Origin of the sequence: Thiomonas sp. FB-6 (assembly GCF_000377645.1) — a bacterium.
Taxonomy (GTDB): Bacteria; Pseudomonadota; Gammaproteobacteria; order Burkholderiales; family Burkholderiaceae_C; genus Thiomonas_A.
Genome location: NZ_KB898471.1, coordinates 745,193 through 763,709, shown reverse-complemented (window position 1 = coordinate 763,709; position 18,517 = coordinate 745,193). Strand labels below are relative to the sequence as shown.

Sequence of the window (18,517 nt, the reverse complement as noted above, 5' to 3'; positions counted from 1 at the left end):
CCGGGGCTCGCCCCGGCGGCTGTCAGGCCGCGCGGCGCCCCCACCACAGGCCGGTCGACGGCGTGAAGCTTCTGTCGGCTTCCACCTGCAGCGCCTCGCGCACTTCCCGCGGAGCTCCCTGCAGCAGTTCGCGGATCGCGCGCACCATGGTCTCGGGCGTGCGCATGCGCTGCACCCAGGTGTCGAACTGCAGACGCGTGGGCCAGCGCTGTTCGTGCAGCACCTCGACCCCGATGCCGCGCAGCAGCGCCAGCCATTGCGCGCGGGAGCGGTTGCGCACGTGCGAGGTGTCGCGCAGCAGTTCGATGCACTGCAGGTGGGTGTCGACCAGCACCTGATCCGCCCCCTCGAGGTCGATCACCAGCACGTGGCCGCCCGGGCGCAGCACCCGGCGCAGTTCCGACATGGCGGCCACGAGATCCACCCAGTGGTGGGCGCTGTAGCGCGTGGCCACGAGGTCGAAGCTGGCGTCAGGGAAGGGCAGCCGGTGCACGTCGCCGGCCTGGCACTGCAGGTTGTCCAGGCCGCGCTCGGCGGCCGCGCCGCGCACCACGCCCAGCATGGACTCGGAGGCGTCGAAGGCGATCACCTCGGCCGCGGCCTCGGCCAGCGCGTAGGCGAGGTGGCCGGCGCCGGTGCCCAGGTCCAGCGCGCGGGCCGGCCGCGTCGCGAGGGAGGCGAGCAGTTCACGCGCGCACTGCAGGTCGGGCCCCGCGGCATGCACCGCGCTGCTCAGGTAGGCCTGGGCGCGGGGGTCGAAACGGGCGTTGACGGCATCGAGATGGGACTTCATGCGGCTTCTCCGGTGAGGGACTGGGATGGGGCGGGCCTGCCGGGATCTACCATAGGCCCAGGCCCGGTCATGGAACAAGACCGTTGCTCATCCTGGTATAAGGACTACCCGACTCATGCCCAGCCCCGAGACCGAGCCCCAGCCGGAGGCCGCCGGCGCGACCGAGCAGCTCGGTGCCTTCCTGCGCGCCGCGCGCGAACGCCTGCAGCCCGAGGCGCTGGGCCTGCCCGCCGGGCGGCGCCGGCGCACCCGCGGCCTGCGCCGCGAGGAGGTGGCGGCGCTGTGCGGCATCAGCCCCACCTGGTACACCTGGATCGAGCAGGGACGTACCCAGGCGGTGTCCGTGGCCACGCTGGATGCCCTGGCGCAGGGCCTGCGCCTGAGCCCGGCCGAGCGCTCCTACCTGTTCGGGCTGGCGCGGCGTGCCGATCCGCGTGCCGCGTCGGCGGCGCGCCAGCCCGCGGGCGAGCCGGAGGACCAGGACTGCGCGCGCCTGGTCGGCCTCATGCGCTGCCCGGCCTACGCGCTGGACGCGCACTGGGACCTGCTGGCCTGCAATCCCGAGGCCCGGCGCCTGTTCGCGCCCTGGCTGGGCGAGTCGGGTCCCGCGGAACCCAACCTGTTGCGCTGGGTGTATCTGGACCCGCTGGCGCGCGATTGGATCGTCGACTGGGAGCTGCGGGCCCGCAGGCTGGCCGCGGAGTTCCGCGCCGACACGGCCGCGTTGCGCGACGACCCGCGGCACCGGCGTTTCGTCGCCACGCTGTGCCTGCAGAGCCCCGAGTTCGAGCAGGCCTGGCGCTCCCAGCAGGTGCTCGAACGCGAAGGAGGGCTGCGCGCCTTCGCGACCGCGCAGGGCCCGCGCGAGTACCGCCAGTTCACCCTGCGCGGCGGCGCGGCGGGGGCCGTCAAGCTGATCGCCTTGCAGGCGCTCTGAGCCCCGGCTCCAGTTCCGGCACGCGGGGAGCTCTGGCTCTAACATCCCGGGCGAGACAAGGTTCGGGGGCAGGGGGCCTCCGGACCGGCGACACCCCATTTCGAATCCGGACCACCGGTCATGCCCGAAGTTTCGTCCGCTTGGCCCGCCGCGCGCACGCGGCGGGTGATCGTGCTGTTGCTGCTGGGCACGGCCGCGCTGCTGGGCTGGCGCCTGGTGCAGCGTGCGGCGCAGCCGACGGGGCAGATCGCGCTGGCGGCGCCCGCGCCCGTGGCCGTGCCGGCCACCGTGCAGCCGGCGCAGCTGGCCGACGTGCCCCGCGTGCTGCTGGGCGTGGGCACGGTGCAGGCACGGCGCACGGTGACGGTGCGCACCCAGGTCGACGGCAGGCTGGATTCCATCGGCTTCAGCGAAGGGCAGGACGTGCGCGCCGGGCAGGTGCTCGCGCGCATCGACCCGCGCGCGCTGAACGCCCAGCTCGAGCAGGCGCGCGCCGCGATGGCGCGCGACCAGGCTCAACTGGCCGACGCCCGGCTGGAGCTGCGGCGCGCCAGCGGGCTGGTGAGCGCGGGGGCCGCCTCGCGCCAGAGCCTGGACACCCAGCGCGCGCTGGTCGCGCAGTTGAGCGCGGCGGTGCAGGCGGACTCCGCGCAGGCCGACTACGCGCGGGTGCAACTGGGCTACGCCACCATCCGGGCGCCCATCGCCGGCCTGGCGGGCGCGCGCCTGGTCGACCCCGGCAACATCGTGCACGCCAGCGATCCCGCCGGCCTGGTGGTGATCAACCAGATCGACCCCATCGACGTGGCCTTCAGCCTGCCGGGCCAGTCGGTGCAGTCCATCAACCAGGCGCGCGCCGGCGGCCCGCTGCAGGTGCTGGCCTATGCGCCGGGGCAGGCGCGGCCCGAGGCCAGCGGCACCCTGGTGCTGGTGAACAACCAGATCGACGCGGCCAGCGGCACCATCGCGCTGAAGGCGCGCTTCGCCAATCCCCGGCATCTGCTGTGGCCCGGACAGTACCTGCGCGTACGCCTGGTGCTGGGGCATTGGCACGACGCCGTGACGGTGCCCGACTCCGCCGTGCAGCGCGGCCAGACGGGGACCTACGTCTACGTGGTGGACGCCCGGCACCGCGCCCAGGTGCGGCCGGTGCGGGTGGGCCAGGAGCAGGACGGCGTGGCCGTGATCACCGAAGGCCTGAAGGCCGGCGAGCGGGTGGTGGTGGACGGGCAGTACAAGCTCAGCCCGGGCGCGCTGGTGCGCGAGCTGGCACCCCGGTGAGCGCGACTCCATGAGCATCTCGACGGGTTTCATCCGCCGCCCCATCGGCACCTCGCTGCTGGCGCTGGCGCTGCTGCTGGCGGGCGCGGTGGCGCTGCCGCTGCTGCCGGTGGCCTCGCTGCCCGACGTGGAATACCCCACGATCCAGGTCAGCGCCAACCTGCCGGGAGCCAATCCGCAGGTCATGGCCTCCACCGTGGCCCAGCCGCTGGAGACCCAGTTCGCGGGCATACCCGGGCTGGCGCAGATGACGTCGACCAGCGCGCTGGGCAGCACCCAGATCACCCTGCAGTTCGACCTCAAGCGCGACATCGACGCCGCCGCGATGGACGTGCAGTCGGCCATCAACGCCGCGGCCGGCCAGCTTCCGAAGAGCCTTCCGGCACCGCCGACCTTCCGCAAGATCAACCCGGCGGAATTCGCCGTGCTGGTGTTGGCGGCGCAGTCTTCGACCCTGCCGATCACCCAGGTCGACGACTACGCCGAGGTGGTGCTGGCGCAGCAGATCTCCCAGATTCCCGGCGTGGGCAGCGTGGACATCGGCGGGCGCCAGAAGCCGGCCATCCGCATTCAGGTGGACCCGGCGCGCCTGGCCGCCATGGGCCTGAGCCTGGAGGACGTGCGCGCGGCCATCGGGCAGGCCTCGGTGAGCCAGGCTGCCGGCAGCCTCAACGGCGAGCACAGCAGCGCGGCCATCTACACCAACGACCAGATCACCCATGCCGCGGCGTGGAACGACACGGTGATCGCCTGGCGTCACGGTTCGCCGGTGCGCGTGCGCGACATCGGCCGCGCGGTGGACGGCCCGGAGAACGTGCTCACCGGCGCCTGGGGCTTCCGCGGCGCCGCGGCCCCCGCGGGCGACCGCCTGAGCAACGGCCGCGCCATCATCCTGTTCGTGCACAAGCAGCCCGGCGCCAACGCCATCGACACCGTCGAGCGCATCCGGGCCGCGTTGCCCCGCCTGCGCGCGGCCATCCCGCCGGGCATGCAGGTCAACACCCTGATCGACCGCACGCAGAACATCCGCGCCTCGATGCACGACGTCGAACGCACGCTGCTCATCACCATCTGCGCCGTGGTGCTGGTGATTTTCGTGTTCCTGCGCAGCCTGTGGTCGACGCTGATCCCCGGGCTGACCGTGCCGCTGGCGCTGCTGGGCACCGCGGGCGCCATGTACCTGCTGCACTACAGCCTGGACAACCTCTCGCTGATGGCCCTGACCATCTCGGTGGGTTTCGTGGTCGACGATGCCATCGTGATGCTCGAGAACATCTACCGCCACGTCGAGGAGGGCATGGCGCCGATGCAGGCGGCGCTGCAGGGGGCGCAGGAGATCGGCTTCACCATCGTGTCCATCTCGGTGTCGCTGATCGCCGTGTTTATCCCCTTGCTGCTGATGGGGGGAATCGTCGGGCGCCTGTTCCGCGAGTTCGCGGTCACGGTGAGCATGACCATCGTCCTCTCGGTGCTGGTGTCGCTGACCCTCACGCCGATGATGTGTTCGCGTTTCCTGCGCGACGAGCATGCGCGCGGCCACGGCCGGCTGTACCGCGCCTTCGAGCGCGGCTTCGACGCCATGCGTGACGCCTACCGCCGGGGCCTGGACCACGTGCTGCAGCATCCGCTGCTCACCCTGTGCGTGTTCTTCGCCACGCTGATCGCCACGGTGCTGATGTTCGTGCTCAGCCCCAAGGGCTTTTTCCCGCAGCAGGACATCGGCTCCATCTACGGCTTCGCCCAGACCTCGCAGGATGCCTCCTTCCCCGCGATGCGCCGGCGCATCCGCGCGCTGGCCAAGGTCGTGGCCGCCGACCCGGACGTCAACGGCATGGGGGTGTTCGCCGGCGGCACCACCGCCAACACCGGGGTGTTCTTCATCGCGCTGCGCCCGAAGGCCGACGGGCGCAAGGCCAGCGCGCAGCAGGTCATCGACCGGCTGCGGCCGCGCATCGCGCAGGTGCCTGGCATCAACCTGTTCATGCAGGCGCCGCAGGACATCAACGTGGGCGGGCGCCTGGCGCGCACCCAGTACCAGTACACCCTGCAGGACAGCGACATCGACGAGCTCAACACCTGGGCGCCGCGCCTGCTGGCACGCCTGAAGAAGCTGCCCCAGCTCACCGACGTGGCCTCCGACCAGCAGAACCGCGCGAACTCGGCGGTGGTCACGGTGGACCGCGAGCATGCGGCCAGTTTCGGCATCAGCCCGGCGCTGATCGACCAGACCCTGGACGACGCGGTGGGTCAGGCGCAGGTGGCGCAGTACTTCACCCAGACCAACAGTTACCACGTGATCGAGGAAGTCGCGCCCTCGGAGCAGAAGGATGCCGACCTGTTCGACAGGATCTTCCTGCTGTCGCCGCTGACCGGAGCGCAGGTGCCCCTGTCGGCGCTGGTGAAGGTGGACACCTCGAAGACCGCCTACCTGATGATCAGCCACCAGGGGCAGTTCCCGGCCGTCACGCTGTCCTTCAACCTCGCACCCGGCGTGGCGCTGGGCGAGGCCGTGGACCAGGTGCGCAAGGTGGAGGCCGACATGCGCATGCCGGCCACCGTGCGCGGCAGTTTCCAGGGCACCGCGCAGGCCTTCCAGCAGTCGCTGCGCACCCAGCCCTACCTGATCGCCGCGGCGCTGGTGTGCGTGTACATCGTGCTGGGCCTGCTGTACGAGAGCTACATCCACCCGCTGACCATCCTGTCCACGCTGCCGTCGGCCGGCCTGGGGGCCCTGCTGATCCTGCGCGCCGGGGGCTACGACCTCAGCGTGATCGCGATCATCGGCATCATCCTGCTCATCGGCATCGTCAAGAAGAACGGCATCATGATGATCGACTTCGCCCTCGATGCCGAACGGCGGCGCGGCTTGAGCCCGCGCGAGGCCATCCGCGAGGCCTGCCTGCTGCGCTTTAGGCCCATCATGATGACCACCGCCTGCGCGATCCTGGCGGGCTTGCCGCTGATGCTCGACTACGGCGCCGGCTCCGAGCTGCGGCGCCCGCTGGGCTATGCGATGGTGGGCGGACTGCTGGTGTCGCAGGCGATGACCCTGTTCACCACGCCGGTGGTCTACCTGTACCTGGACCGCGCGCACGCCTGGTACATGCGCGCGAAGCAGGCACGTGCCGGGCGCCGTGCCGCGCGCGCGGCGGCGGCGCCGCACTGAGGCAGGACGCCGCGCCGGGACAGGGCGGGGCGCGCGGCCGCCAGCCCGCCCGCATCAGCGCGCCAGGAAACCGGTGGACAGCCAGGGCACCGCGGCCACCACGACGATGCCCGCCAGCAGCGCGGCCAGGTAGCCCAGCAGCGGGCGCACGCCTTCCTCCGGCGCCACGCGGCCGATCGCGCAGGCGGCGTAATAGCCCACCCCCAGCGGCGGCATGAACAGGCCCAGGCCCATCGACAGCACCACGACCATGGCGTAGTGCACTTCGTGGATGCCCAGCTGGCGCGCGATGGGGAACAGCAGCGGGCCGAACAGCACCATCGCGGGGATGCCCTCGAGCACCGAGCCCAGCAGGATGAACAGCGGGATGGACACGGCCAGGTACACCGGGCCGCCGCCGGGCAGCGAGGCCATCGCCTGCGCCAGCGAGCCCGAGAAGCCGGACTGGGTCAGGCCCCAGGCGATGGCGGTGGCGGTGCCGATGATGAACAGGATGGCGCCCGACAGGCTGGCCGTCTCCACCAGCATGGGCAGCAGCCTGCGCCAGTCGAAGCGCCGGTACACCAGCAGCCCGATGGCGGTGGCGTAGACGATGCCCAGCGTGGACACCTCGGTGGCGGTGGCGATGCCGTCGACCACGGCGGCGCGGATCACGAAGGGCAGCGCCAGCGCGGGCGCGGCCACCAGCCCCAGGCGCAGCACCTCGGCGCGCGGCGCGCGCTCGCGTCCCGAGCCGCGCCCGCGATTGCGCCAGCCGATCACCAGGCACAGGCCCAGGCCGGTGACCAGCGCCGGCAGCAGGCCGCCGGTGAACAGCGCTGAGATCGACACCCCGGTGACCGAGCCGATGGTGATCAGCACCAGGCTGGGAGGCACGGTCTCGGTCTGCGCGCCGGTGGCCGCCAGCAGCGCGACCAGTTCGCCCCGCGCGGTCCCCAGGCGCTGCATTTCCGGGAACAGCGCCGGAGCGATGGCCGCCATGTCGGCGGCCTTGGAGCCGGAAATGCCCGATACCAGGTACATCGCCCCCACCAGCACGTAGGACAGCCCGCCGCCCACGTGGCCCAGCAGCCCGGCGAGGAAATCCACCATGGCGCGCGCCATGCCGGTCATCTCGATGAGCAGCCCGAGGAACACGAACAGCGGAACCGCCAGCAGGATCAGGTGCGACATGCCTTCGTCCATGCGCCCCACCAGGATCTGTAGCGGAGTCTGCGTGGACAGCGCCAGGTAGCTGAAGGCGGCCAGGCCGAAGGAAAAGGCGATGGGAATGCCCGCCAGCACGCAGGCCGCGCCGAGGCCCACGAGGAAGATCAGCAGGTCGAGCTGGCCCAGGGATTCGAAGGCCGGGCGCGCCCACCACAGCGCCAGGCCCGCCAGCGCCGGCAGCGCCAGCGCGCCGACGGCGCGGCGCGGGGTGCATTCGCGCAGCAGGCGCGACAGCGCCACCAGCGCCATCAGCACGATGCCCGCCGGCATCGCGGCCGCGCGCCACAGGTCCGACAGGCCCATGGCGGGGGTGGTGATGATCTGCTGGTTCTGCGCGAACTGCCAGGCCGGCCATGCGAGCAGCAGCAGCAGCGCCAGGCTGGCGCCCAGGCTGAGCGCGTGCAGCCGGGCGCGCCCGGCGCCGCCCCAGCGCGCCGCCAGCGCGCTCATGCGCATGTGTTCGTCGCGGCGCAGCGCCACCACCGCCCCGAGCATGGCCAGCCACAGGAACAGCATGGAGGCGAGCTCGTCCGACCACACCAGCGGGTGGCCGAGACTGCGCGCGACGATGCCGGCCAGCAGCACCAGCACCTCCAGCAGCACCAGCGCCGCCGCCGCGAACTCGACCGGGCGGCCGAGCAGCGCGTCCACGCGCGCCGCGGGGCCGGCCCGCGGCGCGACCTCCCCGGCCTGTGTCACGCCAGCTTGCCCGTGCTGTGCTCCAGGATGCCCCAGGCCTGCTCGCCGTACTTGGCCTTCCACTGGGCGTAGAAGCCGGCCTTGCGCAGCTGCGCGCGGAAGCTGTCGGGGCTGGTGGCGTTGAACACCATGCCCTTGGCCTTGAGCTGGCCTTCCAGCGAGGCGTTCAGCGCCGCCACGTCGCTGCGCTCCTTCATGCCGGCGGCGTTGATGTTGCGCGCCACGATGGCCTGCAGGTCCGGCGGCAGGCGCTTCCACGACTGCGGATTGCCGAGGAACCAGAAGCCGTCCCACATGTGGTTGGTCAGCGAGCAGTACTTCTGCACCTCGTACAGCTTGGCCGTGGCGATGATGGCCAGCGGGTTCTCCTCGCCGTCGACCAGGTGGGTCTGCAGCGCGGAGTAGACCTCGTCGAAGTTGATCGAGGTAGGCGAGGCGCCGAAGGCCTGGAACATCGAGGTCCACAGCGGAGACACCGGCACGCGGATCTTGAATCCCTTGAGGTCGGCCGCGGTGCGGATGGGCTTGGTCGACGAGGTGATCTCGCGGAAACCGTTGTCCCAGATCTTGTCCATCACGACCAGGTTGGCCTTCTCGATCTGGCCGCGCACGTAGGCGCCCAGCTCGCCGTCCACCGCCTTCCAGACCGCGTCGTAGTCGGGGAAGGCGAAGCCGATGCCGGTGATCGACGCGGCCGGCACCAGGGTGGACAGGATCAGGCCCGACAGGGTGAAGAAGTCGATGCCGCCGGCGCGCAGCTGGCTGAGCATGCTGGTGTCCGAACCGAGCTGGTTGTTGGGGAAGATCTGCAGGGTGACGCGGCCGTGGGTCTCCTTGTGGATGGCCTCGGCCATCTCGCGCGCACGCACGTTCATCGGGTGCGTGACCGGCAGGTTGTTGGCGTACTTGAACTGGAACTCGGACTCGGCGGCCAGCGCGCGCACTGGACTGGCGGCCAGCGCCATGGGTGCCAGCGCCGTGGCGCCGGCGAGGAATTCACGACGGGTGATGCTCATGCTGGGTCTCCTCCTGCGTGTTGTGGAATGAAAATGCGTGCCCCGGGGACCCGGGGCCTTCAATGCGGGTCGGCCTGCTCCTGGCGGCGCCGCCGCAGCGTGGGCAGGCCGACGCCCGCGGCCTCGAAGCCGCCGTCGACGGCCAGCAGCTGGCCGTTGATGAAACTGGCCGCCGGGCTGCACAGGAAGCCCACGGTCTCGGCCATCTCCTCCACCGTGCCGTAGCGCCCGAGCGGGATGGCGTCGTGGTAGTCCGTGCGCACGGCCACGCTGTGCACCAGCTTGGCCATCTCGGTCTCCACCGGGCCCGGGGCGATGACGTTGCAGCGGATGCCCTGGTCCCCCAGTTCCACCGCCTGCTGGCGCGTCAGGTGCACGAGGGCCGCCTTGCTGGTGCCGTAGGCCACGCGCAGCGTGCTGGCGCGCACCGCCGAGATGGAGGCGATGTTGACCACCGCGCCGCCGCGTCCGCCGCGCAGCATCAGCGGGGCGAAGGCCTGGGTGCACAGGAAGGCGCCGTCGAGGTTGGTGCCCAGCACGTGGCGCCAGTCCGCGAAACTGGTCTCGCCGATAGGCTTGAACACGGCCACGCCGGCGTTGTTGATCAGCGCGTCCACGCGCCCGAAACGCCGCCACACCGCATCGGCGGCGGCGGCCACGCGGGACTCGTCGGAGACGTCGCAGTGCAGCGCCAGCACCTGTTCGGGCTGGGCCAGCTCACGCTCGGTGCGCTCGAGCGTGGCCGCGTCGATGTCCAGCAGCGCCACGCGATGGCCGTGGCGCAGGAACCAGCGTGCGATGCCCAGGCCGATGCCGCGCGCGCCGCCGGTGACCACCGCCACCGCGGTGTCGTGTTGCAGGGTACTCATGGTTGTCGATCGTGGAGTCCGGGCCGGGGACCCGGCGCCTCGTGGCGCCAGACTAGCCCAAGCCCGCGGCGGCGCGCACCCGGGTTCCCCGCAGTTGCCGTGGCGGTCGATCCATGACCATCCGCCCGGCCGGCGCATGCCCGCCGGGGCTCCCGGGGCCGCCTCGCGGGCGCCCCCGGGCCAGGCTCACAGCCCCTTGACCGGCAGGCCCAACGCCAGCCACTCGTTCATGCCGCCCGGGTATTCGCGCAGGCCGTGGCGGCCGAGGATGCGGTCCACCACGAACCAGGCGCCGGCCGCGTACTGGCCGGTGTTGCAGTACACGATGCCCCGGGCCGGCAGGCGGACGCCGTCCAGCGCCAGCACGGCGCGGTACCGGGCGGGCGTCAGGAAATGCCACGAGCCGTCGGCGGCGGCGCGGTACAGCAGTTCGGCCGGCAGCGGGCGCGAGCCCTGCAGGCGCCCGTCCTCGGGAATCACCGGGGTGCGTTCGAGGCCGGCGAACTGCGCCAGCGGGCGCGCGTCGAGCAGCGCGGCGTGGCGGCGCTGCGCCGCGCGCACCTGGTCCACGTGCGCCAGCATGTCGGCGCGCGGGGGCGAGGCACTCCACTTGCCCGACTCCATCGGCGCGATGGCGTCGGTATCCACCGGGTAGCCGGCGGCCAGCCAGGCGTGGGTGCCGCCGTCCAGGATGGCCACGTCGGAGGCCGGTTCACCGAATAATTGCAGTTCCCAGGCCAGGAAGGCGGCCTCCTGCAGCGAGGTGGCGTCATCCCCCGTGGGCACCAGCACGACGGGCTTGCCGGGCTGCAGCACCGAGGCGCGCATGACCTGCTGGAACTCCTCGGCCGTGGGCAGCAGGAAGTCCACGTCCTTGCCGCCGATCCTGCGCTTTTCGCGCAGCGCCCAGAAGTTCACCGAGAGCGCGTCGGGGATGTAGCCGCCGACCTGTTCGACCACCTTGCGGCCGTCCACGGTGCGGAACCTGGGATCGTTGGTCAGCGAACCCACGTCGTCGCGGATGTCGACGATCTGCACCTGCGCGGCGTGGGCGTGCAGCCACTGCACGTCGACCACGGGGCCGGGCAGCTCCGAAGCCTGCGCGGCGGCGCAGGCCGACAGGGCAAGCAGGCCGGCCAGCAGGAACCTTGCGGGGCTTCGCTTCAGGACCACGGGAATCTCCAGGGGGAACGGGACTGGAGCTTTGTAGCCGGGGGCCGCGCGGGCGTCCAAGGCTATTTCGCAATATCACGAATGACGGATATTGGGCCCGGCGGGAGGAGCCGGTCGTGGTCCCGCCAGCAGGAATCGAACCTGCATCTAACCCTTAGGAGGGGCTTGTTCTATCCATTGAACTATGGCGAGGCAACCCCGCAGTCTAGCCGCTCCCGCAGCCGGCGGCGAAGCCAGGGCGAAGGCCCGCGGGCTGCTCGATGCCCGGGCGACCGGAACGCCGCGACCCCTGCGGTCGAGCGCGCCTGAAGCGCACCCCCCGTTCACGCAAGCTTTCGCCGCGCGCGCGCGGCCGCGCCGGCGCGCACGGCGGACAATGAGGGGCCGCCGTCCCGACTCCGTGCTCGCCTCGCTCCCTCCATGACGCGCCACCTGCGCAGTATCCACCTGGCCCTGCTCGTGCTCGCGCTCGGCGCGCTGGCGGGCGGACTGCTGCTGCAGGGCCTGGGGCGGCGCGGCGCGGCCGACGCGGCGTGGGCGGCGGCGGCGCTGCCGGTGGCCGTCGTGCTGGCGGTCTCGGTGGCGCGCGCGCTGTGGCGGCGCCAGGCCGGCGTGGACCTGCTGGCGCTGCTGGCCCTGGTGTTCGCCCTGGTCCTGGGCCAGGCGCTCACCGCGGCGGTGATCGCCGTCATGCTGGCGGGCGGCAGGGTTCTGGAGGATTACGCCGCGGCGCGCGCGGAGCGCGAGATGACCGCCTTGCTGCGCCACGCGCCGCGCGGCGCGCTGCGTTTCGAGGCGGGCGAATGGCGCCCCGTACCGCTGGAGCAGGTGCGCCAGGCGGATCGCCTGCTGGTGCGCCACGGCGAACTGGTGCCGGTCGACGCCACGCTGCTGGGGCCGGCGCCATTCGACGAGTCGATGCTCAGCGGAGAGTCGCTGCCGCGCCTGCGCGAGGCCGGGGAGGGCGTGGCCAGCGGGGTCCTGAACCTGGGGCCGGCGGTCGAAATCCTGGCCGCGCGCACGGCCGCGCAGAGCACCTACGCCGGCATCGTGCGCATGGTGCAGGCGGCGCACGCCGAACGCGGGCCGGGGGTGCGCCTGGCCGACCGCTACGCGGGCTGGCTCATCGTGTTGGCGCTTGCGGCTGCCGGCGCGGCCTGGGCCGCCTCGGGCGACTCCATGCGGGCGCTGGCGGTGCTGGTGGTGGCCACGCCCTGTCCCCTGATCCTGGCGGTGCCGGTGGCCGTGGTCTCGGGGCTGTCCAGTTGCGCGCGCCACGGCATCCTGGTCAAGGGCGGCGGTGCGCTGGAACGGCTGGCCCAGGCCGAGGTGCTGTTCTTCGACAAGACGGGCACCCTCACCGGCGGCCGGCCCCGCCTGGCCGAGATCGTCGCCCCCGCGCCGTGGAGTGCCGACGAGCTGCTGCGCTCGGCGGCCGCCGTGGCGCAGGCCTCGCATCACGCGATCTCCGAGGCCGTGGTGCTGGCCGCGCGCGAGCGACGCCTCGAGCTGCCGCTGCCCTCCGGCGTGCTCGAAACCCCGGGCGCGGGCGTCAGCGGCAGGGTCGGCGCGAGCAGGGTCGAGATCGGCGCTTTCGGGCATGTCGCACGGGGGGCCGAACCCCCCGCCTGGGCGCGCTCGGTGCTGGCGCGCACGGCCGCCGACGGCTCGGCCAGCGTGTTCGTCGCGGTCGACGGGGCGCTGGCCGGCGCCATCCTGCTGGCCGACCGCATCCGCGTCGAGACGCCCAGGGCGCTGCGCCTGCTGCGCGCCGAGGGCATTCGCAGGGTGGTCATGCTGACGGGCGACCGCGCGGAGGTGGCGCAGGCCGTGGGCAACAGCCTGGGCGGGCTGGAGGTGCTGGCCGGGCAGAGCCCGGCGGACAAGCTCGCGGCCATCGGCGGCGCACGCGCCCATGCGCGGGTGGTGATGGTCGGCGACGGGGTCAACGATGCGCCGGCGCTGGCGGCGGCCGACGTCGGCGTGGCCATGGGCGCGCGCGGGGCCGCGGCCTCGGCGCAGGCGGCCGACGTGGTGCTGCTGGTGGACCGCCTGGACAAGCTGGTGGATGCGCTGCGCATCGCGCGGCGCAGCCGGCGCATCGCGGTGCAGAGCGTGGCGCTGGGCATGGGACTGTCGCTGGCCGCGATGGGGGTCGCCGCCCTCGGCTACCTGCCGCCGCTGGCGGGAGCCCTGCTGCAGGAACTCATCGACCTGGCGGCCATCGCGAATGCCTTGCGGGCCCTGCGCCCGGGCAGGCTGGCCATCCGCGGGCTGCTCGCGCCGGAGGATGCCCGGCGCCTGCGCGAGGAGCACGTGCAACTGGAGCAGGTGCTGGAGTCGCTGCGCGCGGTGGCCGAGGGCCTGCCGCGGCAGCAGGGGCTCGAGGCCGTGGCCGCGTTGCAGCGCCTGGACCGCAGCCTGAACGAGCGCCTGCTGCCCCACGAGCGCCTCGACGAGCGCGAATTGCTTCCGCGCATGGGCAGGCTGGTCGGCGGCGAGGACCCGATGGCCGCGTTGAGCAGCAGCCACCGGGAGATCTTCCGCCTGCTGCGCCTGATCGGCCACGGTGTGGCGCAACTGCCGCCGGGCGGGCCCGACGCCGCCGCGGTCGCGCAATGGCAGCGCCTGCTGTACGCGCTGGAGGCCATCGTGCGCCTGCACATGGAGCAGGAAGACGAGTTGTTCCACGCGCTGGGCGGGGAGGGCGCCGGGTCGCCCCGGGCGGCACGGGCCTGAGCGGCTGCGCGCGCCCGGCGCGGCCGCGGCTTCAGCGCGCGCTCAGCGGCTCCTGCAGCGCGCGGCTCAGCGCTTCGTGCACCGCCGCGGCGAGTTGCCGGCGGTCCTGGCCGCGCAGCGCGGGCAGGTAGTGCACGACCACGCGCAGCGAGCCGCCTGCGGCGATCAGGCGCAGCGTGTCCATCACCGTGTCCTCGCCCACGTACACGGGGGCGCGGCTGGGTGCGCCGGTGGCGTCGTCCACGTAGCGCAGCAGCACCGGCTGCACGGGGGTGTCGGCGCTGAGCGCGGCCTGGAACAGGTTCGCGTGCAGTGCCAGCACATGGGTGCCGTCCGAGGTGGTGCCTTCGGGAAACACGCTGACATGCTCGCCATTGCGCAGGCATTGCGCCATGTCGTGCATCACCCGCATCGCGTCGCGCGCGCGTTCGCGTTCGATGAACAGCGTGCCGGCACCGGCGACCAGCCGGCCCAGCACCGGCCAGTGGCGCACTTCGGCCTTGGACACGAAGCGCGTGGGGTGGGCGGCGTTGAGGGCCATGATGTCCAGCCAGGAGACATGGTTCGCGGCCATCAGGCAGGCGCCTTCGTGCGGCCGGCCCAGCACCTGCAGGCGCGTGCGCGTGGCGCCCAGCATGCGCCTCGACCAGGCTCGGATCGCCGCCTGGCGCTGCTGCGCGCTCAGGCGCGGCCAGGCGCGCATGCGCCACAGCCCGCGCGCCAGCTCGATGCCCAGGCGCAGCAGGATGCCGGCCAGGCGCAGCCCCGGCATCATCGAAGGAGCTTTCCCGCCGCGCTCATGCCCGCGCGGCGTCGTACTCGTGGATCACGCGCCCGTCGATGATGGTCGTGCGCACCCGGCCCTGCAGCTCGACGTCGCCCAGCGGGCTCAGCTTGGCGCGGCTGCGCAGGTTGCGCGCGGTGGGCCTCCAGCTTGCGCGCGGGTCGACCACGATCAGCTCCGCGGCGGCGCCGGCCGCCAGGCTGGGCATGCCCACGCCGGCGGCGGCCGCCGCGCGCGTGGTGACGCAGCCCAGCGCGCGCGGCAGGTCCAGCCCCGCGCGGCGCGCGAATTCCAGCACTGCCGGCAGCAGCAGCTCCAGCCCGGTGGCGCCCGGCTCCGCCTCGCCGAAGGGCAGGACCTTGTCGTCGCTGCCCAGCGGCGTGTGGTCGGAGACCAGCGCGTCGATGGTGCCGTCGGCCAGCCCCGCCAGCAGCGCGTCGCGGTCCGCCTGCTGGCGCAGCGGCGGGTCCAGGCGCATGCGCGCATCGAACCATCCGATGTCCACGTCGGTGAGCAGGAGGTTGTGCATGGACACGTCGGCGGTGACCGGCAGGCCCTCGTCCTTCGCGCGGCGCAGCAGCGCGACTCCGGCCGCGCTGGACAGGCGGCCCACGTGCACCGCGCAACCGGTGGCACGCACCAGCTCGAAGATGGTGTGCAGCGCGATGGTCTCGGCCACCACCGGCACGCCGGGCAGGCCCAGGCGCTGCGCGTAAGGGCCGCTGGCGGCCACGCCGCGCCCGAGGTGCGGGTCCTGCGCGGGCAGCCAGACCTTGTAGCCGAAGGTGCTGGCGTACTGCATCGCGCGCAGCAGCATCTGCGTGTCGGTGATCGGCGTGCCGGCCTGCGACAGGCCGATGCAGCTGGACTTCACCAGTGAGGCCATCTCCGCCAGGCGCTCGCCCTTGAGCCCCGTGGTCAGCGCGCCCAGGGGATACACGCGAGAGCGCTTGATGCGCCGCGCGCGCCAGCGCAGCATCTCGACCAGGCTGGGCTCGTCGAGCACGGGGTCGGTGTCGGGCGGGCACACCACGCGCGTGACGCCGCCGGCGCCGGCCGCGGCCAGCTCCGAATCGAGCAGCCCCTCGGCCTCGCCGCCGGGCTCTCCCAGGCGCGCGCACAGGTCGATCAGGCCGGGCATCACCAGGCAGCCTTCGGCGTCGATCACGCGCTCGGCGGAGAAACCGGCGGCGGCGGGGCCGACGGCATGGATGCGTTCGCCGGCGATGGCGATGTCGCCGGGGTGCTGGGTGCCGCTGGCCGGGTCGACCAGCGCACCTCCGCGCACCAGGAGGGTCTTGGGCTCGTTCATGGGGGCGCTCAGGCGGAGGTGTTGGCGACGATGGACAGCACGGCCATGCGCACCGCGATGCCGAATCGCACCTGCGGCAGGATCACGCTCTGAGGCCCGTCGGCCACCGCCGAGTCCAGCTCCACGCCGCGGTTGATCGGGCCCGGGTGCATGACGATGGCGTCCTCGCGGGCCAGGCGCATGCGCTCGGGAGTGAGGCCGTACATCATGTGGAATTCGCTCGCCGAGGGCAGCAGGCCGCCGGCCATGCGTTCGTTCTGCAGGCGCAGCGCGATCACCACGTCGGCCCCGCGCAGGCCTTCCTCGATGTCGTGGCACACGCGCACTCCCATGTCGCGCAGGTCGCCGGGCACCAGGGTCTTGGGGCCCACCGCGCGCACCTCGGGAACCCCCAGCGTGGTCAGCGCGTGGATGTCCGAGCGCGCCACGCGCGAGTGCACGATGTCGCCGACGATGGCCACCGTCAGCGCGTGGAAGTCGCGCTTGTAGTGGCGGATGGTCATCATGTCCAGCAGGCCCTGGGTCGGGTGGGCGTGGCGCCCGTCGCCCGCGTTGACCACGTGCACGTGCTCGGGCGTGTGCGAGGCGATCAGGAAGGGAGCGCCGCTCTGGCTGTGGCGCACGACGAAGATGTCGGCGTCCATCGCCTCCAGGTTGGCGATGGTGTCCAGCAGGGATTCGCCCTTGGAGGTGCTCGAGCGCTGGATGTCCAGGTTGAACACGTCGGCGGAAAGCCGCTGCGCGGCGATCTCGAAGGTCGTGCGGGTACGCGTGGAGTTCTCGAAGAACAGGTTGAACACGCTCTTGCCGCGCAGCAGCGGCACCTTCTTGACCTCGCGCTCGCCGAAGCTCATGAAGCCCTGCGCAGTGTCCATGATGTGCAGCAGCACGTCGCGCGGCAGGCCCTCGATGGACAGCAGGTGGCGCAGTTCGCCGTGGCGGTTGAGTTGGGGATGGGCGGCCATCAGGATTCGGACTCCAGGTAGGCCAGGCGCATGGCCCGCGGCCCGGCCGCGGGGTCGCGTTCCAGCGCCAGCATGGTGCGCGGCGGCAGCTCCACGGCGGCGCCGACCAGGCCGGCGCAGATCGGCAGCTCGCGCCCGCCGCGGTCGATCAGCACGGCAAGGTCGATGCGCGCGGGGCGACCGAAGTCGTACAGCTCGTTGATCGCGGCGCGGATGGTGCGCCCGGTGTAGAGCACGTCGTCGACCAGCAGGATCGAGCGGCCGTTGACCTCGAAGGGCAGTTCGGTGCGGTTGCCGCTGGGGTGCAGGCCGCGGGTACCGAAGTCGTCGCGGTGCAGGGTCGACGAGACGACTCCCAGAGGGGTGGGCAGGGCCAGGTCCTCGTGCAGGCGTTCGGCCAGCCAGGCTCCGCCGGAGTACACCCCCACCAGGGTGGGAGGCGTGTCCTGCGCGGCCAGCCAGGCTCGCACGATTTCGCGCAGGCGCGCGTACAGCGCCTCGGCGTCGGGTGGGGGGGAATGGGTCATGGGGCGCGGCTCGCGGCGGGATCTCGCAGGTATTGTTCCAGAATCAGGCGCGCCGATTCCGCGTCCACGTCCGCGGCACCGGAGTCTTCCGCGGCGCGCGAGGTGTAGCGTTCGTCGATCATCGCCACCGGCAGCCCGAAGCGCCCGTGCAGCTGGTTGGCGAAGCGCCGCGCCTGGGCGCTGCGTTCCTGCTCGGCGCCCTCGTCGCGCGACAGGGGCAGGCCCACCACCAGGCGCGAGGGACTCCACTGCGCCAGCAGGCGCGCGATGGCCTCGAAGCGCTGCTGGCGGCGCTCGGCCGCCACGCTGCACAGGGCGCTGGCGGTGCCGGTGATGGTGTTGCCCACGGCCACGCCGATGAGGTGCGTGCCGAAATCGAAACCCATGAGAACGGCCGGGTCGCCAGGCGCGACGCCGGGCTCAGGCATGGCCGGCGGTGTTGGACAGGCTCATCGCACTGATGCCCATGAGGGACATGGCCGCGTCGAAGCGCTGCTCCACCGCCACCTCGAACACGATGTTCGAGTCGGCCTCGACGGTCAGCCAGCCGTTGCGCGAGATCTCGTCCTCGAGCTGCCCGGCGCTCCAGCCCGAGTAGCCCAGGGCGACGAAAAAGCGCTTGGGCCCGTCGGAGGCGGAAATATGCTCCAGCACGTCCTTGGAGGTGGTCATCTGCAGCCCGCCCGCCACCTGCAGCGTGGAGGCGTAGGCGCGGTCGGTCGGGTCGTGCAGCACGAAGCCGCGCTCGGTCTGCACCGGGCCGCCGTAGTAGACCGTGCGCGCGGCCAGCTCCGGCTGCTCCAGAGGCAGCTCGATGCGGTCGAACAGATCCTTCAGCACGATGTCCGTGGGGCGGTTGATGACCAGCCCCAGCGCCCCGCGCGCGGAGTGCTCGCACACGTAGATCACGCTGCCGGCGAAGGACGAATCGACCATGCCGGGCATCGCGATCAGGAACTGGTTGCTCAGGTTCGAGGCGTCGCTGCGGGGGTTCATGGCGAAACATATTATCGTGCCGCGCCCCTTCCCGCCCGATTCCACCCTTCG

Annotated in this window: 15 protein-coding genes and 1 tRNA gene; 4 read left to right on the top strand and 12 right to left on the bottom strand. The window is 72.5% G+C overall.

Translation table 11 applies throughout. The features are described from left to right. Positions 1-22 precede the first annotated feature (22 nt). Positions 23-793 carry a class I SAM-dependent methyltransferase gene (locus tag D466_RS0103570; RefSeq protein ID WP_018912331.1) on the bottom strand — a complete coding sequence of 257 codons (771 nt, stop codon included), beginning with the start codon at positions 791-793 and terminating at the stop codon, positions 23-25. Positions 794-908: 115 nt separating this feature from the next. On the opposite strand from D466_RS0103570, the gene D466_RS0103565 reads away from it, so the two are divergent. The 3 genes from D466_RS0103565 (at position 909) to D466_RS0103555 (ending at position 6,177) form a co-directional block, all read left to right on the top strand. Beyond that, positions 909-1,730 carry a helix-turn-helix transcriptional regulator gene (locus D466_RS0103565; RefSeq protein WP_018912330.1) on the top strand — a complete coding sequence of 274 codons (822 nt, stop codon included), beginning with the start codon at positions 909-911 and terminating at the stop codon, positions 1,728-1,730. 120 nt (positions 1,731-1,850) lie between these two features. Next, positions 1,851-3,011 carry an efflux RND transporter periplasmic adaptor subunit gene (locus D466_RS0103560; protein ID WP_018912329.1) on the top strand — a complete coding sequence of 387 codons (1,161 nt, stop codon included), beginning with the start codon at positions 1,851-1,853 and terminating at the stop codon, positions 3,009-3,011. A gap of 10 nt (positions 3,012-3,021) precedes the next feature. Then, positions 3,022-6,177 (top strand): efflux RND transporter permease subunit, encoded by a 3,156-nt coding sequence (locus tag D466_RS0103555; RefSeq protein ID WP_018912328.1) that lies wholly within the window; start codon positions 3,022-3,024, stop codon positions 6,175-6,177. A gap of 54 nt (positions 6,178-6,231) precedes the next feature. Here the strand turns inward: D466_RS0103555 and D466_RS0103550 are convergent, their stop codons facing one another. From D466_RS0103550 to D466_RS0103530, 5 genes are all read right to left on the bottom strand, one after another. Next, entirely contained in the window at positions 6,232-8,085 is a 1,854-nt protein-coding gene (locus tag D466_RS0103550; RefSeq protein WP_018912327.1) for a TRAP transporter large permease subunit, read from the bottom strand. Further along, the gene (locus tag D466_RS0103545; protein WP_018912326.1) at positions 8,082-9,101 is read right to left on the bottom strand and encodes a TRAP transporter substrate-binding protein; all 1,020 of its coding nucleotides are present in this window, start codon (positions 9,099-9,101) and stop codon (positions 8,082-8,084) included. Before D466_RS0103545 ends, D466_RS0103550 begins: the two co-directional genes overlap by 4 nt. Positions 9,102-9,160: 59 nt before the next feature. Next, on the bottom strand, positions 9,161-9,970 hold the full coding sequence (locus D466_RS0103540) for an SDR family NAD(P)-dependent oxidoreductase (protein WP_018912325.1): 810 nt from the start codon (positions 9,968-9,970) through the stop codon (positions 9,161-9,163). Between the two features lie 186 nt (positions 9,971-10,156). After that, the gene (locus D466_RS0103535) at positions 10,157-11,143 is read right to left on the bottom strand and encodes a sulfurtransferase (protein WP_018912324.1); all 987 of its coding nucleotides are present in this window, start codon (positions 11,141-11,143) and stop codon (positions 10,157-10,159) included. Positions 11,144-11,260: 117 nt separating this feature from the next. Further along, positions 11,261-11,335: transfer RNA gene (locus D466_RS0103530), tRNA-Arg, on the bottom strand. Positions 11,336-11,563: 228 nt separating this feature from the next. On the opposite strand from D466_RS0103530, the gene D466_RS0103525 reads away from it, so the two are divergent. After that, positions 11,564-13,882 (top strand): heavy metal translocating P-type ATPase, encoded by a 2,319-nt coding sequence (locus D466_RS0103525; protein WP_018912323.1) that lies wholly within the window; start codon positions 11,564-11,566, stop codon positions 13,880-13,882. A gap of 31 nt (positions 13,883-13,913) precedes the next feature. Here D466_RS0103525 and D466_RS0103520 read toward each other — a convergent pair whose 3' ends face one another. From D466_RS0103520 to D466_RS0103495, 6 genes are read right to left on the bottom strand one after another with little or no spacing between them, the layout of a single operon-like run. Then, positions 13,914-14,657 carry a 1-acyl-sn-glycerol-3-phosphate acyltransferase gene (locus D466_RS0103520; protein WP_018912322.1) on the bottom strand — a complete coding sequence of 248 codons (744 nt, stop codon included), beginning with the start codon at positions 14,655-14,657 and terminating at the stop codon, positions 13,914-13,916. Between the two features lie 22 nt (positions 14,658-14,679). Further along, complete coding sequence (locus D466_RS0103515) at positions 14,680-15,978, bottom strand: dihydroorotase (RefSeq protein WP_018912321.1); 1,299 nt, start codon at positions 15,976-15,978, stop codon at positions 14,680-14,682. An 8-nt stretch (positions 15,979-15,986) separates the two neighbouring features. Next, positions 15,987-16,943 carry an aspartate carbamoyltransferase catalytic subunit gene (locus tag D466_RS0103510; protein WP_018912320.1) on the bottom strand — a complete coding sequence of 319 codons (957 nt, stop codon included), beginning with the start codon at positions 16,941-16,943 and terminating at the stop codon, positions 15,987-15,989. Beyond that, complete coding sequence (gene pyrR / locus D466_RS0103505) at positions 16,943-17,470, bottom strand: bifunctional pyr operon transcriptional regulator/uracil phosphoribosyltransferase PyrR (RefSeq protein ID WP_018912319.1); 528 nt, start codon at positions 17,468-17,470, stop codon at positions 16,943-16,945. The genes D466_RS0103510 and pyrR overlap by 1 nt, the downstream gene beginning before the upstream one ends. Then, entirely contained in the window at positions 17,467-17,898 is a 432-nt protein-coding gene (gene ruvX / locus D466_RS0103500; protein WP_038164808.1) for a Holliday junction resolvase RuvX, read from the bottom strand. The genes pyrR and ruvX overlap by 4 nt, the downstream gene beginning before the upstream one ends. Further along, on the bottom strand, positions 17,891-18,466 hold the full coding sequence (locus D466_RS0103495; protein ID WP_018912317.1) for a YqgE/AlgH family protein: 576 nt from the start codon (positions 18,464-18,466) through the stop codon (positions 17,891-17,893). Before D466_RS0103495 ends, ruvX begins: the two co-directional genes overlap by 8 nt. Positions 18,467-18,517 lie beyond the last annotated feature (51 nt).

Coding starts and splice junctions, on each gene's coding strand:
- D466_RS0103570 (WP_018912331.1), bottom strand. CDS start 793: ATGAAGTCCCATCTCGATGCCGTCAACGCCCGTTTCGACCCCCGCGCC.
- D466_RS0103565 (WP_018912330.1), top strand. CDS start 909: ATGCCCAGCCCCGAGACCGAGCCCCAGCCGGAGGCCGCCGGCGCGACC.
- D466_RS0103560 (WP_018912329.1), top strand. CDS start 1,851: ATGCCCGAAGTTTCGTCCGCTTGGCCCGCCGCGCGCACGCGGCGGGTG.
- D466_RS0103555 (WP_018912328.1), top strand. CDS start 3,022: ATGAGCATCTCGACGGGTTTCATCCGCCGCCCCATCGGCACCTCGCTG.
- D466_RS0103545 (WP_018912326.1), bottom strand. CDS start 9,101: ATGAGCATCACCCGTCGTGAATTCCTCGCCGGCGCCACGGCGCTGGCA.
- D466_RS0103540 (WP_018912325.1), bottom strand. CDS start 9,970: ATGAGTACCCTGCAACACGACACCGCGGTGGCGGTGGTCACCGGCGGC.
- D466_RS0103525 (WP_018912323.1), top strand. CDS start 11,564: ATGACGCGCCACCTGCGCAGTATCCACCTGGCCCTGCTCGTGCTCGCG.
- D466_RS0103520 (WP_018912322.1), bottom strand. CDS start 14,657: ATGATGCCGGGGCTGCGCCTGGCCGGCATCCTGCTGCGCCTGGGCATC.
- D466_RS0103515 (WP_018912321.1), bottom strand. CDS start 15,978: ATGAACGAGCCCAAGACCCTCCTGGTGCGCGGAGGTGCGCTGGTCGAC.
- D466_RS0103510 (WP_018912320.1), bottom strand. CDS start 16,943: ATGGCCGCCCATCCCCAACTCAACCGCCACGGCGAACTGCGCCACCTG.
- pyrR (WP_018912319.1), bottom strand. CDS start 17,470: ATGACCCATTCCCCCCCACCCGACGCCGAGGCGCTGTACGCGCGCCTG.
- ruvX (WP_038164808.1), bottom strand. CDS start 17,898: ATGCCTGAGCCCGGCGTCGCGCCTGGCGACCCGGCCGTTCTCATGGGT.
- D466_RS0103495 (WP_018912317.1), bottom strand. CDS start 18,466: ATGAACCCCCGCAGCGACGCCTCGAACCTGAGCAACCAGTTCCTGATC.